The 16575-nt window shown below is 68.8% G+C and carries 19 protein-coding genes and 1 pseudogene; 8 read left to right on the forward strand and 12 right to left on the reverse strand.

Annotated elements, in window-relative coordinates; translation table 11 throughout:
- Nucleotides 1-576 precede the first annotated feature (576 nt).
- Genes IE248_RS38360 through IE248_RS36735 form a run of 4 tightly spaced genes read left to right on the forward strand, consistent with a single transcriptional unit; the run spans nt 577 to nt 1430 of the window.
- On the forward strand, nt 577-705 hold the full coding sequence (locus tag IE248_RS38360) for a hypothetical protein (protein WP_268254123.1): 129 nt from the start codon (nt 577-579) through the stop codon (nt 703-705).
- A 34-nt stretch (nt 706-739) separates the two neighbouring features.
- Nucleotides 740-946 carry a hypothetical protein gene (locus tag IE248_RS36730; protein ID WP_190033109.1) on the forward strand — a complete coding sequence of 69 codons (207 nt, stop codon included), beginning with the start codon at nt 740-742 and terminating at the stop codon, nt 944-946.
- An 18-nt stretch (nt 947-964) separates the two neighbouring features.
- Nucleotides 965-1198: an ETEC_3214 domain-containing protein gene (locus IE248_RS38685; protein WP_350878762.1), complete on the forward strand. Its 234-nt coding sequence runs from the start codon at nt 965-967 to the stop codon at nt 1196-1198.
- A 7-nt stretch (nt 1199-1205) separates the two neighbouring features.
- Nucleotides 1206-1430: a hypothetical protein gene (locus tag IE248_RS36735; protein WP_190033110.1), complete on the forward strand. Its 225-nt coding sequence runs from the start codon at nt 1206-1208 to the stop codon at nt 1428-1430.
- A 106-nt stretch (nt 1431-1536) separates the two neighbouring features.
- Here the strand turns inward: IE248_RS36735 and IE248_RS36740 are convergent, their stop codons facing one another.
- Genes IE248_RS36740 through IE248_RS36750 form a run of 3 tightly spaced genes read right to left on the reverse strand, consistent with a single transcriptional unit; the run spans nt 1537 to nt 5101 of the window.
- Nucleotides 1537-3483 carry a DUF3732 domain-containing protein gene (locus tag IE248_RS36740; RefSeq protein WP_190033111.1) on the reverse strand — a complete coding sequence of 649 codons (1947 nt, stop codon included), beginning with the start codon at nt 3481-3483 and terminating at the stop codon, nt 1537-1539.
- A complete protein-coding gene (locus IE248_RS36745; protein WP_190033112.1) occupies nt 3480-3956 on the reverse strand; it encodes a three component ABC system middle component in 477 nt (158 codons plus the stop codon). Before IE248_RS36745 ends, IE248_RS36740 begins: the two co-directional genes overlap by 4 nt.
- On the reverse strand, nt 3956-5101 hold the full coding sequence (locus IE248_RS36750; protein ID WP_190033113.1) for an ABC-three component system protein: 1146 nt from the start codon (nt 5099-5101) through the stop codon (nt 3956-3958). The genes IE248_RS36745 and IE248_RS36750 overlap by 1 nt, the downstream gene beginning before the upstream one ends.
- Nucleotides 5102-5240: 139 nt before the next feature.
- On the opposite strand from IE248_RS36750, the gene IE248_RS36755 reads away from it, so the two are divergent.
- On the forward strand, nt 5241-5585 hold the full coding sequence (locus IE248_RS36755) for a hypothetical protein (RefSeq protein ID WP_190033114.1): 345 nt from the start codon (nt 5241-5243) through the stop codon (nt 5583-5585).
- A gap of 76 nt (nt 5586-5661) precedes the next feature.
- The gene (locus tag IE248_RS36760; protein ID WP_308438213.1) at nt 5662-6363 is read left to right on the forward strand and encodes a hypothetical protein; all 702 of its coding nucleotides are present in this window, start codon (nt 5662-5664) and stop codon (nt 6361-6363) included.
- 745 nt (nt 6364-7108) lie between these two features.
- Here IE248_RS36760 and IE248_RS36765 read toward each other — a convergent pair.
- From IE248_RS36765 to IE248_RS36800, 8 genes are all read right to left on the reverse strand, one after another.
- Nucleotides 7109-7966 (reverse strand): hypothetical protein, encoded by an 858-nt coding sequence (locus IE248_RS36765; protein ID WP_190033115.1) that lies wholly within the window; start codon nt 7964-7966, stop codon nt 7109-7111.
- On the reverse strand, nt 7950-8309 hold the full coding sequence (locus tag IE248_RS36770; protein WP_190033116.1) for a hypothetical protein: 360 nt from the start codon (nt 8307-8309) through the stop codon (nt 7950-7952). The genes IE248_RS36765 and IE248_RS36770 overlap by 17 nt, the downstream gene beginning before the upstream one ends.
- A 65-nt stretch (nt 8310-8374) precedes the next feature.
- Nucleotides 8375-9388, reverse strand: coding sequence for an NAD(P)H-dependent glycerol-3-phosphate dehydrogenase (locus IE248_RS36775; protein WP_190033117.1), 1014 nt, complete (start codon nt 9386-9388; stop codon nt 8375-8377).
- Nucleotides 9385-10251, reverse strand: a complete 867-nt coding sequence (locus IE248_RS36780) for a class I SAM-dependent methyltransferase (RefSeq protein ID WP_190033118.1) — start codon at nt 10249-10251, stop codon at nt 9385-9387. The genes IE248_RS36775 and IE248_RS36780 overlap by 4 nt, the downstream gene beginning before the upstream one ends.
- A complete protein-coding gene (locus IE248_RS36785; RefSeq protein WP_190033119.1) occupies nt 10248-11393 on the reverse strand; it encodes a YcaO-like family protein in 1146 nt (381 codons plus the stop codon). The genes IE248_RS36780 and IE248_RS36785 overlap by 4 nt, the downstream gene beginning before the upstream one ends.
- Nucleotides 11383-12624: a TfuA domain-containing protein gene (locus IE248_RS36790; protein WP_229895805.1), complete on the reverse strand. Its 1242-nt coding sequence runs from the start codon at nt 12622-12624 to the stop codon at nt 11383-11385. The genes IE248_RS36785 and IE248_RS36790 overlap by 11 nt, the downstream gene beginning before the upstream one ends.
- A gap of 371 nt (nt 12625-12995) precedes the next feature.
- Nucleotides 12996-13259, reverse strand: a complete 264-nt coding sequence (locus tag IE248_RS36795; RefSeq protein ID WP_229895806.1) for a hypothetical protein — start codon at nt 13257-13259, stop codon at nt 12996-12998.
- Entirely contained in the window at nt 13256-13984 is a 729-nt protein-coding gene (locus IE248_RS36800; protein ID WP_308438214.1) for a class I SAM-dependent methyltransferase, read from the reverse strand. Before IE248_RS36800 ends, IE248_RS36795 begins: the two co-directional genes overlap by 4 nt.
- A gap of 89 nt (nt 13985-14073) precedes the next feature.
- Here IE248_RS36800 and IE248_RS36805 point away from each other — a divergent pair, with 89 nt between their 5' ends.
- Nucleotides 14074-15369 carry an NsdA family TPR-like regulatory protein gene (locus IE248_RS36805; RefSeq protein ID WP_190033121.1) on the forward strand — a complete coding sequence of 432 codons (1296 nt, stop codon included), beginning with the start codon at nt 14074-14076 and terminating at the stop codon, nt 15367-15369.
- Here the strand turns inward: IE248_RS36805 and IE248_RS36810 are convergent.
- Nucleotides 15366-16181, reverse strand: coding sequence for an alpha/beta hydrolase (locus IE248_RS36810; RefSeq protein WP_190033122.1), 816 nt, complete (start codon nt 16179-16181; stop codon nt 15366-15368). The genes IE248_RS36805 and IE248_RS36810 overlap by 4 nt on opposite strands.
- A gap of 194 nt (nt 16182-16375) precedes the next feature.
- Here IE248_RS36810 and IE248_RS36815 point away from each other — a divergent pair.
- Nucleotides 16376-16575 (forward strand): annotated as a pseudogene (locus tag IE248_RS36815) (hypothetical protein); the annotation flags it as partial.

The following is a 16575-nucleotide window of genomic DNA, read 5'->3' on the forward strand; positions in this document are numbered from 1 at the left end:
CGTGTACACCGGCCTGACCAGCAAAAACCAACCACTGCCTCATCAGGACATCGTCTAACTGGCTGCCAATTTCTAATGCCTGAAAAAGGTTGCAGAACCGTGCGCCCGCGAGCCGGGAAACCAGGCGCGCCGACACCGGACATCACCCAAACCAACGACCCCACACCCCGACCCGACACCCCACACCACCACCCACCGCCACCCACCACCACCGCCGCCGCCGCACGCCACGCCACCACACCGCCACCACCACCCCCAACCCCACCCCACCCACACACAAAGAAGCGACGACCACCCCCGTCTGAAGCTCCGCCACCACCGTTCTTTCCTGTCGCACGCAACGTCGGCACATAACCACTTCACGACCACGGCGGGATGGTGCGGGAGAGCACGAGAGGGCGGCAGCCCTCTCTCTCGCCACACGACCTGTCACCCGACATCGCTGCGGGATCCCGACTCCCCGCGCCCAGAAGCAACGCCTGCGGGCTACCGCCCTCGTGGCCACACCCCATTGGCGCGACAGATCAGTCAACGGGCCGGATGCTTGGATGCACCAGCCGTGACGAGGAGGCCGTGATGTCGATTCCCACTACCGGCTACGTGAGTGTGCGAGCGGAGAATCCCGATCCCGCCGCGTACACCGCCGTCAGAACGGTCACCACCTCCACCTTCACGGAGGTGTTCGGCGTCGATGTCGCATCGTAACGAGCCACCAGGTTCGGCTACGCAGCACGGCTTCATGGTCGATGTAAGGCAGGCCGCCATTGGCGGCAGCGCCCTGCCCCCATCGTCCGAGACGGGCACCGCACGAGTCGTCCTGCGTGGTGACGCCGACGACCGGGAACAGGTCGCCACCCTGCTTGAGAACTCGCTCCACTGCACGAGGGAGGACGCCTTTCAGGACGACCAGACCATCCTGGACATCGCCCTCTCCCAGGCGCACTGAGCGGAAGAACTCGGGTTCCTGGTCACGTGGTCGCACGAGGACGACGAGGTGCTGATGTACTCCCTCACGAGGCACAGCCGACTCTTCCGCCCGCGCGTCGCTGTTGGGCCTCACCGGCTCACCTTGGGCAAGACCCCCCTTGCCAATCTGCCCACCCCCGAAACGGATGCCGCCGGCCCGTGGCCGGCCAAGGGAGGGCGCCGCTTCGGCTACGCCGAGCAGCACTACTTCGGGAACCGGTGGCTACCTTGATTGGGTCGTGGGAGTGAGCGACGCGGGCTGCTCAGCGCTTCCTCCCCTGGGGTGCGACGGGGACGGGTGGAGCCCGGAGGAGCTGGAATCTTGCCGGCGCCAGGCGCCCATCAACTCGCTGCTCATCGCAGGTTCCACGATCGACCTGGACAGCTTCATGCCGTACGGCATCGCTCCGGACTGCGACCCGGCCGGCTCGTCGACCTTCGGCACCCCGCGCGCGCTGCGCTAGCCACCGGGTTCGAGAACATGGGGAGGCGCGTGCAACGTCTGCGAGACCGTCGCAGGCGCTCCGTCTCGGCGGTTCCTGAGTAGTCAGTTGTGCTGACGAGCCGCTCTCAACTGTCCTCGTGGTCCATCCATGCGGAAGGCACCAGGGCTGAGTCGTTGCCGTAGCGCCAGCGCTCGACTACGTGCTGGCTGAAGCCGGGGTCGGCGAGGTCGGCATGTTCCATGACGATGATCTGCATCTTGCCGTCGAGCTGCTGAAGGGTGTGGTGGAGGGCTTCGAAGAGGTTCAGCAGGTGCATGCGGTCGTTGGTTTGGAGCTCCACTTCTCCGGTGGCTTCAGCCGGGAAGTAGACCTGCGAGGGCTGATCCAAAATCAGGACACGGGGCACAGGCCCGTGGTGCTCGGCGAACCACTCATGGAGGCTGAGCAGGGTGGAGACGTGATAGCCCAGGTGATTCTCAGCGCTGCCCATGTTCTTTAGCTGCACAGGGCCGTCGACGGTGTCAGCGACCACGGTGAGCCGGCCGATGTCCAAGCGGATGGGCGAGCCAGAGAAGTCGAGGTCGAGTGCCTTCGCCTTCTTCTTGATCTCCTGGTTGATCAGCGACAGGAAGCTGGTCAGTCGCTCCTCCTGGGTACTCCCGCTGAGCTGCTCCTCAAGGCCAGCGATCTGCTCTCGCAGCGCCTCACGGCGATCGTGAACCCGAGGTGCGGCAACTTGCTGGGCAGCTGTGTCGAGGAAGAGACTGATGCGGCCCTGGACGATGGCGGCTCGTCTCAAGTCGTCTGGCTCTCGGTGGAGCGTGCGCAGTGCTGTGGTGAGTTCGTTGATCTCCTCCTGGTTGCGGGCGAGCTCGGAGCGCAGTGTCTGCAGACGGTCTTCGCCAGTCGCGATGAGGCGCCGGATGGCTGGGGTGTCGCTTCCGATCGCTTGCAGATCGCCGTCCAGGTGGGCGAGGTCCCGCATGAGGCCGACGACGGTCTCGTTGGCCGCGGGGACGCTGCTGTCGCAGACCGGGCAGCGTGCTCGGTCTGCGGTGTCGGGGTCTCGGTTCAAGAGGCCTAGGGACGCCAGGCGGGCTCGCTGCTCGATGGCTTGATCGTTGAATTCATTGTTCTCTGCCAGATCCGTCTTCAAGTCGGCGATCTTCGCCCGGGTCTGCGCGAAGAGCCGACGTAGTTCAGTTCGCTGGGTGTGGAGAGCGGCGATGGGGTCATCGCCGGGCGAGCCTGCCTGCGGGGCGCCGTGGACCATGGCGCTGCGTAGGTGCCGGAGGACTTCGTCTGCCGGTTGCTCGCCGGTTCGTGGAGGCACGAGGCCGACCTCGACGGCTTCGGCCAGCAGGGCCTGGGCCTGCCCGCTCGCCGGGGTGACGTCAGTGGACGCAGCGAGCATGGCTTCGTTGTCGGCGAGGTCCCGGCGCAGGTTGCGGAGCCGGTTGTGGAGCAGAGCCTGCTCGCGGTCGACCGCGCCCAGGAAGTATGGGATGACACCCCGGATGGTGTTCGGCTTCCAGTCTTCGCCCTGCGAGTGGAATAGGACGTCAGGGTTGGCAACCTCGTTCTGGGCCTGGAAGCAGAAGAAGAGGGCGTGGCGGATGGACGGCGCTATGAGCGTGTTCTTGCCGACGGCAGGTACCCGGACGGTGCTGTCGATGCCGCAGAAGTTGCTGAGGATGTCCTTGGCTGTGTCCTGCGGGGTGGTGAAGTTCAGCTCTTCCAGCTGCGGGGGCGGGGTGTCAGGCGCCTGGGTGATGACGCACAGCACGGTGCTGACTGCCGCTTTGGCTTCAGGGGCCCGGCGGGCAACGAAGAGTTGTTGGCCGGGTTTGGTGAGGGTGACGGCGTAGGTGCTGACGTAGTCGCGGACCTTGCCTGCTTTGACTGGGTAGTCGGTGCTGGCGAGGCAGTAGTCAATGATCGTCAGCAGTGCGCTTTTGCCGCGCCGAGAGTCGCCCGTAACGATGTTGAGGGTGCCTGTCTTGAAGGGAACGGTGCGGATCTGTCCGGGCTGCTTGCCGTAAATGGTGATCGCTTTGATCTGGAACGTCACGGTTTGACTCCGAGAAGCGTCAGGACGGTGCTGAGGCTGCCCGTGCTGGGCAGCCAGCGCCCGAGGAGCAGGGCGGCATTTTGGATGGCGATGGTCTGCTGAGTGGCGCCCTTGATGGTCTTGGTCGTCGCGCCAGCAGCCAAGCTGAGCCCTTCTCCTGTAGCCCGCAGGGATCCGGTCTGGAGGGCGAAGAGCAGCCCGGGACGGACCACCGCCGCGAGCGGGGCGGCGTTGCGGCCCATGGCGATGCGCACGGCCTCGTTCGTGTCGAGCCACTTCATCAGCCCGGTCTTCGTCGTCCCGGGGAGGACGTCCCTGATGGAAGGCTGAAGGGCCATCACCGCGGCCACGACGGCCACGGGCAAGGGGCACGCAGCGTCGTACTGCTTCTCGTGACCCTGAACTGCGCGGGTGCACAGCAACGCGGTGAAGGCGGGGTTGTACAGAGCTCGCTCCTCACGACTCAGGTCCATCAGCGGACCTCGGCCGGCTCAAGAAGCTGCATCAGCCGGGCCGCGAAATCCGGGTGCCAACCGACCCGGCGCTCGTCGGCCAGCATGTGGTACGAGCCCTTGGGCACGAACACCTCATCGCATCCGGTGCGGATCTGAGAGCGGGCTTCCTGGTCGACCCACCGGTAGATCCTCCTGGCTTCCTTCTTCTTCTCCGCCTCGGTGGCCTCGGGTCCCAGTTCTTCCGCCATCTCCGCGAAGCGCGACTGCCACTCCTCCACGAGCCGGCGCTCGTACTCACCGATCTCGCCGGGACGCAGCAGGTTCTCGTTCAACCAGCGGGAACGCTGCGCGAAGGCTCGGACGTAGTCCCTCACCGCGTAGCCGATACGCTCCGAGCCCACACCGATCAACCCGAGCTGCCGAACGAAGATCTTGTCGGTCTCCTCGTCGACAGCGCCGGTCATGCCGGTGATGTCCGGGTCGATCGGCAGGTTGTCGTAGCTGAACTGTCGTTGGAGTCCGCTGAAAACCTCGTCGAATTCGACGCCGGTGACTGGGCTGCCGCCCGGCGTGCGCATCTGCTCGATCACGCGGTCGTAGAACCAGCCCTCCAGCCTATGGAGAAAGGACTTGGCTGCCTCGCGGCCTGCGGCCACCGCTGCGAGGCCGAGCATGGACGAGCGCACGACGTCGATGTCGTCGGCACCCCCGATGACCTCGATCCGCGCGAGCAGCGCACGCTGGAGTGGCACCTCGCGGTTGGCCAGTCCCATGAATGCGGCGAACGACTCCGTCATCGCCTTGCTCTCGCTCTTCGAGGCCTTCGCCGCGGCGCAGAGTAGCTTCAGCGCCTGCTCCTCGTTGCGGTGACCGCTGTCACGATGCTGAAGCAGGAAGCCCACGCTGTCCTTGGGAAGCTCGGCCGTGGTGAGCAGGTACAGATTCGTGCTGTCGAGGTCGATTCGACCCGCCCCGGCAGCTTCCGCCCAGATCCGCAGGGTCTTCCACAAATCCTTCGAAAGGTTCGTCAAACGCACCCCTTCGGCGCGCTGCTTCAGCTGCACAAGCTCCGTCACGGAGCCCACGTGCTGCTCAATGTCGTCGGCCGCCTCGACCGCAACGCTCCAGTCCGCGCCAGCGCTCATCCACTGCTCGATACACATGTGCAGAGCCTTGGCGAACTGGAACAGATACCCGAGAGCCGACGCTGACGCCTCGTACTGTTCTCCCCCGTCTGCCATCACACCCCCCAAGCCAGACCGGTTCAGCGATCATTCCACGAGTACGACGATCCGCATACAGGTGAGCGGCATACTCGAATCGCGCTGTTCGGGGCAAACGCACCGGGTGCTCGTTGGTGTGAGTCCTCACCTGGGTGCGGAACACCTCGATGGTGTCGAGGGTTTCTGGGGCATGAACGACGAGAGCGTGATCACGATCGAGATCCGGGGCCACGAGAAGGCCGTGCTCAAAGCGGCGCAGCGAATCTCGGACCTGTTCCTGTCTAGCGGTCCGTGCCGGCTCCGACGTACGCCCGGCAAGGACGAAGTGCAAGTTCTCGTCCACGCGGACGTCGATCGTGGGGCCGGTGAGGGCGGCTACCTCGACCCTGGCGAGGCGGAGGGCGCAGGCGCGTTTCTGCGGTGAACCGGCTCACCCAGCGGGGTGAGCCGTCCCCAACCCGGCTCGATCCGGCAGTGGGTGACCCGGTATCACCAGGTTCATGATCAAGAACTTGCGCCGGGGACTGCTGGCCACCGCCCTCGCCTTCGCCGTGCTCGCCCCCGCCTCCCCCGCCCAGGCCGACGAAGTCACGCTCATGGACGGGATCACCGCGCTGCCCGTCGCCGAGGAGATCCGCGAGGGCTACAAGCGGGAGCTGTACCCGCACTGGAAGGACGACGACAAGAACGGCTGCACCGCCCGCAACGACGTCCTGATCGCCGAAGCCATCGAAGCCCCCACCATCGGCGCCGGCTGCACCCTCACCGGAGGGGTGTGGCACTCCTACTACGACGACGTCCTCGTCCAGGGCCCGTCCGGCGTCGACATCGACCACCTCATCCCGCTCGCCGAAGTCCACGACTCCGGCGGCTACGGCTGGACCACCGAACGCCGCCGCCGCTACGCCAACGACCTCGGCTCCGACGTCACCCTCGTCGGCGTCTCCGCCCGCTCGAACGGCAGAAGTCCGACCAGGACCCGGCCACCTGGATGCCCATGCCCGCGGTCCACTGCCGCTACCTCGGGGAATGGGTCGGCACCAAGCACCGCTGGGGCCTCGCCGTCGACCAGCCCGAGCGGGAAGCCCTCCTGCGGTACGCGGCCTCCTGCCCTAACGCCCGCATCAACTACGACCTCGCGACGTGACAGCGCAAAGTCTGGATCCTGGAGGCTCGCTGACGCCGTTTTGATCTTCGAATGAGGCCCGCAGGGGCTCCATCGCGGGTGAGTGATGCCCGGCTTGGGGCACGAGCGAAAGGACGAGGCCCGAGAAGGCACCTGTACGGCCCTGTGACGGCCTGACCCCCCTTCCCGGGGTGATCTGACCGCCGGTTTCAGAGTTTTTCTTTCGGTCCTCCTCCATCAGTACATAGCCCGATGTACTGTTGGCACAGCGAATAGACCCTTCACAGTTGGTTCCAGACGCTCCAGTACATAGCGTGAAATCTTTCGAGACTTCTGTCGGGACACAAAAAAGTCCGCCACCCGTGGGTGGCGGACCTCCGGAACGGCTGGCCAGGGGTGGTTGAGTCACCCCTGGCTGGCTACCGGATACCGATGACTGCCGTCACAAGAGTGACGCACGCCGTGGCCAGGGCCATCACTTCAGCCCACAGCCGCCACCTGGGGTCCTTGTCGGAACCGCCGTCATCGGATTGCGTAGCGCTCATGAGGACGAACCTCTCCTTTCTTCACGGGCACACCACCGTGCGCCCTCGGCCGAAGGCAGCGGAAACCCCGATGCCTCCCCCGAGGAGGGCACGTCAGCGAACCCCTGATAAAAGGGCGCGTCAGCAAAAGAACACTATCGATGCGGCGACTCCCCCGTGCTGCAAACCGGAAATCACAGCCCTGGCCACGTTCTTGCAGCTGCAGCGGAACGCCGTCCAGTATCAGCGTCCCGTTGGCTTCTTCGACCAGAGCGTGGTGCCGCTGCGGGGTGGTTCTCAGGCTGCGAAGGCGAAGTAAGTGCCGGTGGTGAGGCCGGAGAAAGTGACGAGCTGCCGGGGCTTGAGGCAGGTGAAGGCGATATGCATCGCGATGCCCGCGGCGGCGGCGTACGGCGTCGTCCTCGGGAAGAGCAGCGCGGCGGGTAGCGCGATTTCCGCTGCGATGACGGTGGTTGCCAGCAGCCGCCAGAGGCGGATATCGCGGTTGGTGAGGTTGCCCAGGTGGCGGCGGACGAAGCCGGGGATTGCGTGCTCGTGCCGGTAGGGCAGCTGGTCTTTGACCTGGGTGTAGGTGTGGATCCATTGGGCTAGGTAGAGGCCGGTGCGGAACTGCCGCGAGCGCGTCTTCTGCCAGGCGGAGTTCCAGTAGATGTCGGTGGTGATCAGGACGAGGAGGCACTGCGCCCAGGTGTTGGCGGTGCTGGGGGCGTGTCCGATGTGAAGGCCGTGGCCGAGGTCTCCGGCGGCCAGGAGGGCGGCTCCGGTCAGCAGGGTGTAGTGGATCGAGTTGGGGCTCTTGAGGTAGAGCATTTCCATGGCGGCTCCGGCCAGGACCAGCAGGAGTGAGGCCCTCGATGCGAGACCGGCAGCCAGGGTGAGGGCGGCGGCTGTGCGGATGATCAGCATGGGCCGGTAGGCGCCGGCGAGGAGACGGGTCCGGGTGAGGCCGAAGCGCTTCTGGGTCAGGTGGAGGCTCAGGGAGCCGGGGGCGAGTCGGTCCCAGCCGCCCTGGCCGATGGACAGGGCGAACCGCAGGGCGAGGACGGTGCCGAAGACGATGCGGAACTGCTGGAGGTGTCCGGGGTCGGTGGGGTGCTGGAAGCCGGAGGAGAGAGCGTCAAAGAACCACGACACGGCTGTCCCTCACTTCCACACGCTGCTCGCCCCGCTCGGATAGGAGGCGGCCGTGCCCGTCGATCCGGTCGTACTGGCCGCTGCGGACGAGATGGTTGACGATCGCGACGAGCTGGGGCGGACCCAGGAGGAAGGATCCGGGGGTCAGGTAGCTGTAGGCGCTGACCGGTTCGGTGCGGCCGTCCTTCGTGGTGCCGGTGAGGGTGACGATGATGAAGTTGCCCCGGCAGAACATCTTCCAGCGCAGCCAGCGGCCGGGCAGACGGGTGAATCCCGAGATCATCCACGCCACGAGGGCGACGGTGACGGCGATCTGGGCAGCGGACAGCACGGATGAGGGCATGGCGAACCTCCGGGTCAGGAGGGAGAAGGTGTCGGTGGGCGGCCCCGCGGGCGGGGCGCCGGGGGTCAGCGCTCGGGCTTGGCGGGCCGCTGCATCAGCGCGGCGGCGGCCTCGTCGAGCGTGATCTTCTCGTTCAGCAGGTCGGCCATGACGTCCGTGATCGGCATCTCGACGCCGTGGGTGCGGGCCATGGCGAGGATCGCCTCCGCGCTCTTGACGCCTTCGGTGGTCTGCCGGGTCGCGGCTGTCGCCTCCGCGACGCTCAGGCCGCGGCCGAGGTGGGTGCCGAAGGTGCGGTTGCGCGAGAGCGGGGAGGAGCAGGTGGCGACCAGGTCGCCCACTCCGGCCAGGCCCGCGAGGGTGGCCGGCTCGGCGCCCATCGCCGTGGCCAGGCGGGTTGCCTCGGCCAGCCCGCGGGTGATGAGCAGGGAGGTCGAGTTGTCGCCGAGGCCCATGCCCGAGGCGATGCCGACCGCGAGGGCGATGACGTTCTTCACCGCGCCGCCGAGCTCGCAGCCGATGACGTCGGTGCTGGTGTAGGGCCGGAAGTACGGGGTGTGGCAGGCCGTTTGGAAGCGGCGGGCGGCGGATTCATCGGGGCAGGCGATGGTGGCGGCGGCGGGCTGCTCCGCCATGATCTCGGCTGCCAGGTTCGGGCCCGACAGGACCGCGACTCGTTCATCGGGTACACCGGTCACGTCGGTGATGACCTGGCTCGCCCGCAGCCCGCTCCCGGCCTCGATGCCCTTCATCAGCGACACGATCACCGTGTCGGGCCCGATGTGCGGCGCCCACGCGGCAAGGCTGGCCCGCAGGGACTGGGCGGGGATGGACAGCACGAGGAAGTCCGCGCCGTCCAGGGCTACGGCCGGGTCGGTGGTGGCCTTCACGGAGAAGGGCAGCTCGATGTCCGGGAAGTAGCCGGGGTTGCGGTGCTCCGTGTTGATCGTGTCGGCGATCTCGCTGCGACGAGCGTGCACGATGACGTCGGTACCGGCGTCGGCCATGATCTTGGCGACGGCAGTGCCCCAGGACCCGGCGGAGAGCACCGCTGCGCGGAGGGAACGCTGCTGGGTCACTGCGGGATCTCCTCGTGGAACGGGGGCTGGCCGCTGTGAAGGCGGGGCGCGGTCATCGTATCGGCCGTGCCGGATGCGGCGGGATCGTGTGCGGGGCGCCGTAGGGTCAGCAGGACGGCGCGGCGGCTGGGAAGTTTGGGCAGCATCTGGTGCGCCTCGCGGAGCATCCGTTCGGTCTGGACTTCGCCGACTTCGCGCCGCAGGTCGTCGGCATGGGCGATCCACAGCTTGTAGAGGCGGTCCCACATGGCCGGCTCGGCGGGGCGCTCGTCGACGTGCTCCAGCATGAGCCCGGCCACGTGGGCCTGCTCGGGCCATGCGGGTTCGGCGCCGCGCCTCGTCGAGCGGGTCAGGAGCATTCGGCCGCCCGGGGACAGGACGCGGCCGAGTTCGCGCACCGCGGCGGTCCGGTCGGTGGCGGTGCCGAGAGCGTCCACGCACACGATGCCGTGGGCATGGCCGTCGGGCAGGTTGGTGTGCTCCAGCTCGGCTACGCGGAAGGCGGCCCGGTCGGCGGAGCCGAGGAAGTGGGTGCGGCGGCCGAAGGCCTGGGCGACGGCGACCGGGGAGAGGTCGAAGCCCTCCAGGCGCAGCGCGAGGGCGCGGGCCAGCCACAGGCCGATGCCTCCGGTCCCGCATCCGGCGTCCACGAGGAGCTGGCCGGGCCGCATCCGCAGGCGTGCGGTCATCAGCCCGAGCAGGGGCCAGTCGCAGGAGCTGGAGGCCGCGGTCTCGGCCGGGTAGTCCTCCCCCATCGCCGTGGCGTAGAGGCGGGCGACGAGGTCGGTGCGGGCGCGGGCGGTGTGGAAGGCGTCGTACTGGGCGGAGCGCCCGCCGGACGCCGCAGCAGTGGTGGTGTTCATCGGGGCATCGACCTCCTGATCCGGGAGCGGGTGCCGGGGCAGACGATCTTCACGGCGTGGACCGGGCTGTTCGGGTGGGAGAGGTCCAGGGCGATGGGTTCGTGCCCGGTGGCGTGGGCGATTTCCACGGCCAGGTCGGCGGCCTGGTCGGCGAAGCCGCCGTCGGCTCGGGTGAAGTGGCCGGTCGCGTCCGGCCACGGTACGAGCCCGGAGGTCTGTGCGGGGCGGAAAGCCGGGGTACCCGTGCTGCTGGGGGCGCTGGTGAGGTCGTCGCGGGTCCCGGAGATCGCGGTCAGCCGGGACTGCGCGGCTTCCGTCAGCGCCCGGGTCAGCGCGATCGCCGGAACGCTGTGACAGCCGCCGCCTGCGAAGACCACGGGGAGGTCCTCCGACCACAGATACGCCACGCACACCGGCAGCCCATACGGGCCGTCGACCATCGCGATCTCCAGCGACATGCCCGCGGCCGCGAGCTTGTCGAGAACCTCACGAGCATGCGGGTCCTCGACCGTCCCGGGCGCGATGAAGGTGCGCCAGCTCCTGCCGTCCGCCTCCTCCCGGTAGAGCACGTCACGCTCCACCACCTCGTACAGGGCATGCAGCAGTGCCTCATCCGGTGTGTTCCCGCAGGCCAGGCCCGTGCTGGTCGCGCGCAGCAGGTCCGGGCTCCACTCGGGCCTGCGTGCCCGGCATCGGACGAGGTCGGCCGGGAGCAGTTCGTCGTGTCCGCTCACCAGGCCCGTACCCTGGGTCCACTCCCACACCATCTGGCGCAGGGTGTGCTCGGGGTAGGGGACGGTCATCGGAAGCGCGGCCACGGGGCAGTGGGGGGCGACCTCGGCGGCCGGGCCGCGTGCCGCGATGGGCAGGGGCTGCTCAAGGTGCCACAACTCGATGGCCTCCATGACCGCCGACAGCTTCGCCAGCAGCCCGGTGGCGCCCTTGCCCTGGGAGGCGCTCAGGGTCAGGGAGGCGGGCCGGATCGCCGTCCAGACCGGTAGCCCGATGCAGTCCAGGCCGGTGAGGTCGGCGAGGCGGGTGATCCCGAACTCGGGCAGAAGCCCGGCCACCGCCGCCCACGTCTCCTCGGGGGTCCGTGCGCGCACCGTTCCCGGCAGCACCACCAGGTCGTCAGCACGCATGACCGAACTCCGCTCTCTCGTTGCTCTCGTCTAGGAAGCCGGGGACGATCCGCTTGGCCGCCTCAACGGCGCGTGCCCCGCAGCCGAGCCCGCGCGCGGACGCCTCCGCATCGAAGTCCGCCTCCGTGCACTGCCACACCCGCAGCAGGATCTGGCGGGTGAGGTCGTCGCGCACCGCGTCGGTGGAGAAGCCGGGCCGGCTGCGGTGTATCCGCGCGAGGGCGACGGCATACTGGGCGACCGCCTGGCGGTCCTGTTCCGTCTCGCCCTCCATCAGCAGGGCCACGCTCGCTTCGTCCCTCAGGTCGAGCGGCGGGTGGAAGACCTGATGGGCGGGCACGTCCCCGCCCGTGAGCTGGGCCAGGCGCACGTCGAGCGGCAGAACCGGCCCGTCGGCCGGGTTCAGGGAGCGGTGCTCAAGGTAGGCCGTCCACCTCTCGCGGAAATGCGGGTCGAAGATCTGCTGGTAGACCAAGCGGTCTTCCGTGGCCAACTCCAGCCCGTCAACGGTGGTGCGGGCGAAGGTGTTGGACCAGCGGCAGAAGTACGTCGTCTCCCAGACGGCCGGTGCAGGCCGGGTCTCGGCTGGCTGCGCCCATCCGGTCAGCGCGGTGCGCAGCGCGGTAAGGGCGTCGGCGCGTTTGAGGTCGCCGAAGTGCCGGTTCTGGTCGAGGCGCCCAGCCAGCCACGCGGCGAAGTCCGTCTCTCCTTGGCGGCGGCACACGGCCCACACCGCGGCCGCGGTGCGCTGCGGGTAGTAGACCGCGCGCAGGGCATCCAGCAGGTGGGCGGCCCTGTCTTGTTTGAGTACGTGGGCGGCCTGGGCCAGGTGCAGGACGTGCCGGAGGTTGACGACGGGCCAGGTCAGCGCGTCCCACTGCCCGTCCGGGGCTTGGCCGACCGCCACCTCGTCGTCGCCGTCGATCTCTCCGCGCACGTAGGAGGTGTAGATGGTGCCGACGCCGAGCATCCCGAACGGCGTGAGCTCGGCCGCCCGCAGCGCGCCGATGCTCGCCGCGCCGATCATGGAGATGCCCCGGCCCATGGCGGCCAGGATCTCCTTGTGGCGCAGGGCCAGCGCCTGGTGGTAGACGCCATCGACGAGGACCACCGTGTCGCCAGCGTGCAGGGCGCCGTCGAAGAGGTCGCCGTGCCGGGCTGGTGGACAGACCCGAACACCGGGGACGGCGAGCTGCGGCTCGGTCTTCGCGAGCGTCGGCCCGACGAACACGTGAATCACCTTGGGACCTCCAGCCGGCAATGGTGTGAAAGGTGAGGACGGGCGCCCCTCCCCCGGCCCCGTGGGGAGACAGACAGGGGAGGGGCGCCCGGTTCAGGGTGTTCGAGGGGCGGCTACTCCTCGTCGAAGACGTCCTGGGCGACTACCACGGCTTCGGCGATCTCTTCCATCGCCTCGGCCGGCGTCGCGGAACTGGCGGCTGCGGACTTGGACTGCTCCACGGGTTTCTCCTTCTTCATGTGTTGCGGTTGCGGACGGTACGGGCGGCCAACCACCCGTACCGGTGGTGGAGCGGGCCTTGGGGCTGGTCGCCTGCGGGTCCGCTCGCCCGCCCCGGAACGGGGCGGGGGGTCTGGGGGTGTTCAGCCCTGGGTGAGGGTGACGTGGTCTGCGACGATCCACTCCACTCCGCCGCCCTCGGGGCGCAGGAAGATCGCGCACGGGTTGATGCGGCGGGTGGCGGGGTCCTCCCACTCGCCGATGAACTGGACGACGCCTCGACGTCCGCCGTCTTCGACGGCCACCGCGCCCTCGCGGAGCCAGCGAGGGAGCTGACGGTGGGCCATGGCGCGGCGGGTGGCCGCCGATCGGAGAGGTCGGGGGTCCTTCGAGGCGGGGCGGCTCATGCTGTGTCCTTGGTGGCTGGCTCAGCGGGGGGACGTGCGGAGCACGAGGGTGGGCGCGGGGGCCTTCGTCCATGCGCTGTCGGCTGGCCCAGCCGTCCACATAGGCAGGCAGGTTCTCGGGCGCCACCCAGCCCTGGAGTTCGTCGGGGAACGGCTTCGCCAGCACTTGGAGGTAGAGGCAGCCTCCTGGGCGGAGCCACCGGTCGCGGACCTGGCGCAGCAGCTGTAGAGGGTCGCGCAGGTAGCGGGTGGTCATGCGGGCTATCACAAGGTCCACTCCGTCGACGGGGAGTCCGGGGGGGCGGGCCCGTCTCGGCGTCGTGGGCCGCGTACGACAGGCCGGTCCCCTGCCCGCGGAGCCTGGCGAGGCGCAGGTTGTGGGGTGGGAGGTCGAGTCCGGTCACGTGGTAGCCGTGCGCGTGGTGGAGCCAGTGCGCGAAGCGTCCGGTGCCGCAGCCGACTTCGACCGCCGTACGGCCGGCTCCCCCGGTGACCATGTGCTCGGCGACGAACAGCTGCTCCGCGGCGGTGATCGGGCCGTGCATCGCGATCATGTTCAGGTCCCAGGGACCGGGAATCCTGCTGATGGTGCCCGGCACATGCGGCGGGGAGGCGGGACGACTCATGGCGTGGTCCTTGGGGTGGCTGTCGCACTGGAGTGGATGGGCCGTACTGAGGACCGTAGGTTCGCCCGCGGGAAGCAACGAGGACGTACCACAGGACATTTGACGGGAGTAACGTCAGAGTTCTCACTCCGAGCGGCCGCGATCTCACGGCCGCCGCTTCTCCGCGAGGTCCGCGACCGGGGGTAGCCATGTCCCGACCGGGAAACAGCAAGTTCGCCGATGCTCGTCGGCGCCTGGGCTGGCACAGCCAGAGCGATGTCGCCGACGCCTACGAGACCCACTCGGCGCTGCTGGGCGAACCCGCGACCATCACCGTGCGCCAGGTGCGCCGGTGGGAGTCGGCTGACCCCGGCTGGCCCAAGCGGAAGATGACCCGGCGCGTCCTGGAGTCGATGTTCGGGGTGCCTCTCGCCGAGCTCGGCTTCATTCCTCCCGCCGCGGGGAAGGACTCCGTCGACCAGGAGGAGGAGTCCATGCGCCGACGTTCCTTCCTCGGCGGCTTCGTCGTGGGCGCGGCGCCGCTCCTCAACCCCACCGGCCAAGGCCGGCTCACCGCCGCCCTCGCCAACGCCCGCCGCTACAGCGACCACGCCCTGGTCGGCCATCTGCGCTCCGCGCTGGACGAAGCCGCGCGCAGCGATGGACGCACCGGACCGCGCCAGGCACTGCCCACCGCGCTGGACCTTCTCGCCGTCATCGACGAACTCGCCCGGGGCACCCGCTCGTCCGTCCGCCGCGAGCTACTCATGGTCGGCGCCCGCGCCGCCGAGTTCACCGCGTTCCTCCACCGCGACGCCGGAGCCCCGCCCCAGGTCACCCTGTACTTCCACGACCGGGCCATCGAGTGGGCCAGCATCACGGGCGACGGCCCGATGCACGCGTACGTCCTGCTCCGCAAAGCCCAGGCCACCGATCGCGGAGATGCGGCCCGCATGCTCGACCTCGCCCACGCCGCCGCCCAAGGCTCCTGGAGACTGCCACCGCGCGCCCGCGCCGAAGCCCTCCAGCAAGAAGCCCGCGCTCTCGCACTCACCGGCGCCCCGCCCCGGTCCGTCGCCCGCACCCTCGGCCAGGCCCACGAGGCCCTCGCCGCCGCGGACCCCGCCGAGCCGGCGACCTGCACCGGACCGCTGGGCGCCGGATACAGCGAGAACCGGCTCATGGCCCAGAGCGCGATCTGCCACCGCGAAGCCGGACAGCCCCAGCAAGCGGTCACCCTGCTCCGCCAGCACCTGGCGGAGCAAGGTGCGTTCGCCACCCGCGACCGGGCCTTCTTCACCGCCCATCTCGCCGGGGCCCTGGCCGCCGCCGGACAGCCCGATGACGCCGCCGCCACGGGACTGTCCGCACTCCAGCTCGCCGCGGTCCCCGGCTTCGGCCAGGCACTCGGCGAACTACGCCGCACCGCCGGTGAGCTCCGCCCGTACGCACGACGGCCCGCCGTCCGCGAACTCCGCCGGGCCCTCACCGCCCTGCCGGTCTAACCGCCGAGGAAACCGCAGACCTTCTCGATCACGGCGGCCTGCCACACCTGGGTCTGCGGATCCGCGTACTGCGGGTCCGCATGGACGGCGAAGCCGTGCTGCGCTCCGTCCAGCTCCATCAGCTCGGCCGGGCCCCCGAACACCGGGAGGTAGCGGCGGGAGGACTCCACCGGCACGAACGTGTCCTTCGTCCCGTGTACGAGCAGGGCCGGCGCCCGCACCTGGCGCAGATAGACATCCGGGTCGAGGTAGAACACCTCGTTGTGCAGGGCCCGGCCCAGCTCCCACGGGGACTTCTCCGTGTAACCACGCTCGTCCAGGTCCCGGGCAGCGGACGCGGTGATGTAGTCGGCGTCGAAGTACGGGCGGCTGGTGACGTACCGATCCCGATAGTCCAGACGCGGATTGAGCAGCACCAGACGGCCGACGTCCTGTGGCCGGTAGGCCGCGTGGAGCGCTGCGGCCCCTCCGGAGAACGAGGCTGCGATCACATGCACCGGCCGGTCCACACCTGCCTCGGCACGCAGATGATCACTCGCGGCCCGGATGTCGTTGGCGACTCCCGCGATCGTCACCTCCTCGGCCCGGCCACCGCTCGCGCCGTGCGCGCGCAGGTCAAACCGGAGGCACCGCACACCCTCACGGGCGAGCCCAGCGGCGAGCCGGGTGAAGAACCCGCCCTCCTGCCGAGTCACCCCGGCACCGTGCACGAGGACGGCCACACCAGCCGTCATCCGTTCCGGCACCGTCACCGTCCCCTTTAGCGCGGTGCCGTCCAACGACCTGAACGCGACGTTCAACTCAGAGGTCATGGACAAATCGTAGAGACCACGTTCGCCGGGGACGAGCGCGCAGAAAGAATCCGCGGTTGCTCGTGGTCGAGCCGCTGCTCGGTAGGCCTAGGGCCTGTCCGATGGGACGCAGCACCGATCGGGCACAGGGTGGGCAGTGATCGCTGTTAACCTCGGCAGTTCGTTGATCGCTGGTCGTTGGGAAGGGAGCCCAGATGGAAGCACCGGGCAGGCCGTTCCTGATGCATATCGGAGATCTCTTCTGGCAGAACCAGGGCAGGGTGGTCATGCTGGCCGGCCTGATCGAGCGCGGGCGGGTTCGTAAGGGTGATGCGGTGGAGATCGTCGGTTTCGGTGGGACCGCGCTCGTCGCCGTCGAAGAGATCGAAGCTTCTCGGCGGTATGTCGACGAGGC

Source organism: Streptomyces goshikiensis (genome assembly GCF_014650555.1).
Classification (GTDB): Bacteria; Actinomycetota; Actinomycetes; order Streptomycetales; family Streptomycetaceae; genus Streptomyces; species Streptomyces goshikiensis.

Coding starts and splice junctions, on each gene's coding strand:
- IE248_RS36760 (WP_308438213.1), top strand. CDS start 5,662: ATGATCAAGAACTTGCGCCGGGGACTGCTGGCCACCGCCCTCGCCTTC.
- IE248_RS36810 (WP_190033122.1), bottom strand. CDS start 16,181: ATGACCTCTGAGTTGAACGTCGCGTTCAGGTCGTTGGACGGCACCGCG.
- IE248_RS36800 (WP_308438214.1), bottom strand. CDS start 13,984: ATGTCCTGTGGTACGTCCTCGTTGCTTCCCGCGGGCGAACCTACGGTC.
- IE248_RS36750 (WP_190033113.1), bottom strand. CDS start 5,101: ATGTGTATCGAGCAGTGGATGAGCGCTGGCGCGGACTGGAGCGTTGCG.
- IE248_RS36785 (WP_190033119.1), bottom strand. CDS start 11,393: ATGCGTGCTGACGACCTGGTGGTGCTGCCGGGAACGGTGCGCGCACGG.
- IE248_RS36770 (WP_190033116.1), bottom strand. CDS start 8,309: ATGCCCTCATCCGTGCTGTCCGCTGCCCAGATCGCCGTCACCGTCGCC.
- IE248_RS36745 (WP_190033112.1), bottom strand. CDS start 3,956: ATGGACCTGAGTCGTGAGGAGCGAGCTCTGTACAACCCCGCCTTCACC.
- IE248_RS36795 (WP_229895806.1), bottom strand. CDS start 13,259: ATGAGCCGCCCCGCCTCGAAGGACCCCCGACCTCTCCGATCGGCGGCC.
- IE248_RS38360 (WP_268254123.1), top strand. CDS start 577: ATGTCGATTCCCACTACCGGCTACGTGAGTGTGCGAGCGGAGAATCCC.
- IE248_RS36805 (WP_190033121.1), top strand. CDS start 14,074: ATGTCCCGACCGGGAAACAGCAAGTTCGCCGATGCTCGTCGGCGCCTG.
- IE248_RS36730 (WP_190033109.1), top strand. CDS start 740: ATGGTCGATGTAAGGCAGGCCGCCATTGGCGGCAGCGCCCTGCCCCCA.
- IE248_RS36780 (WP_190033118.1), bottom strand. CDS start 10,251: ATGAACACCACCACTGCTGCGGCGTCCGGCGGGCGCTCCGCCCAGTAC.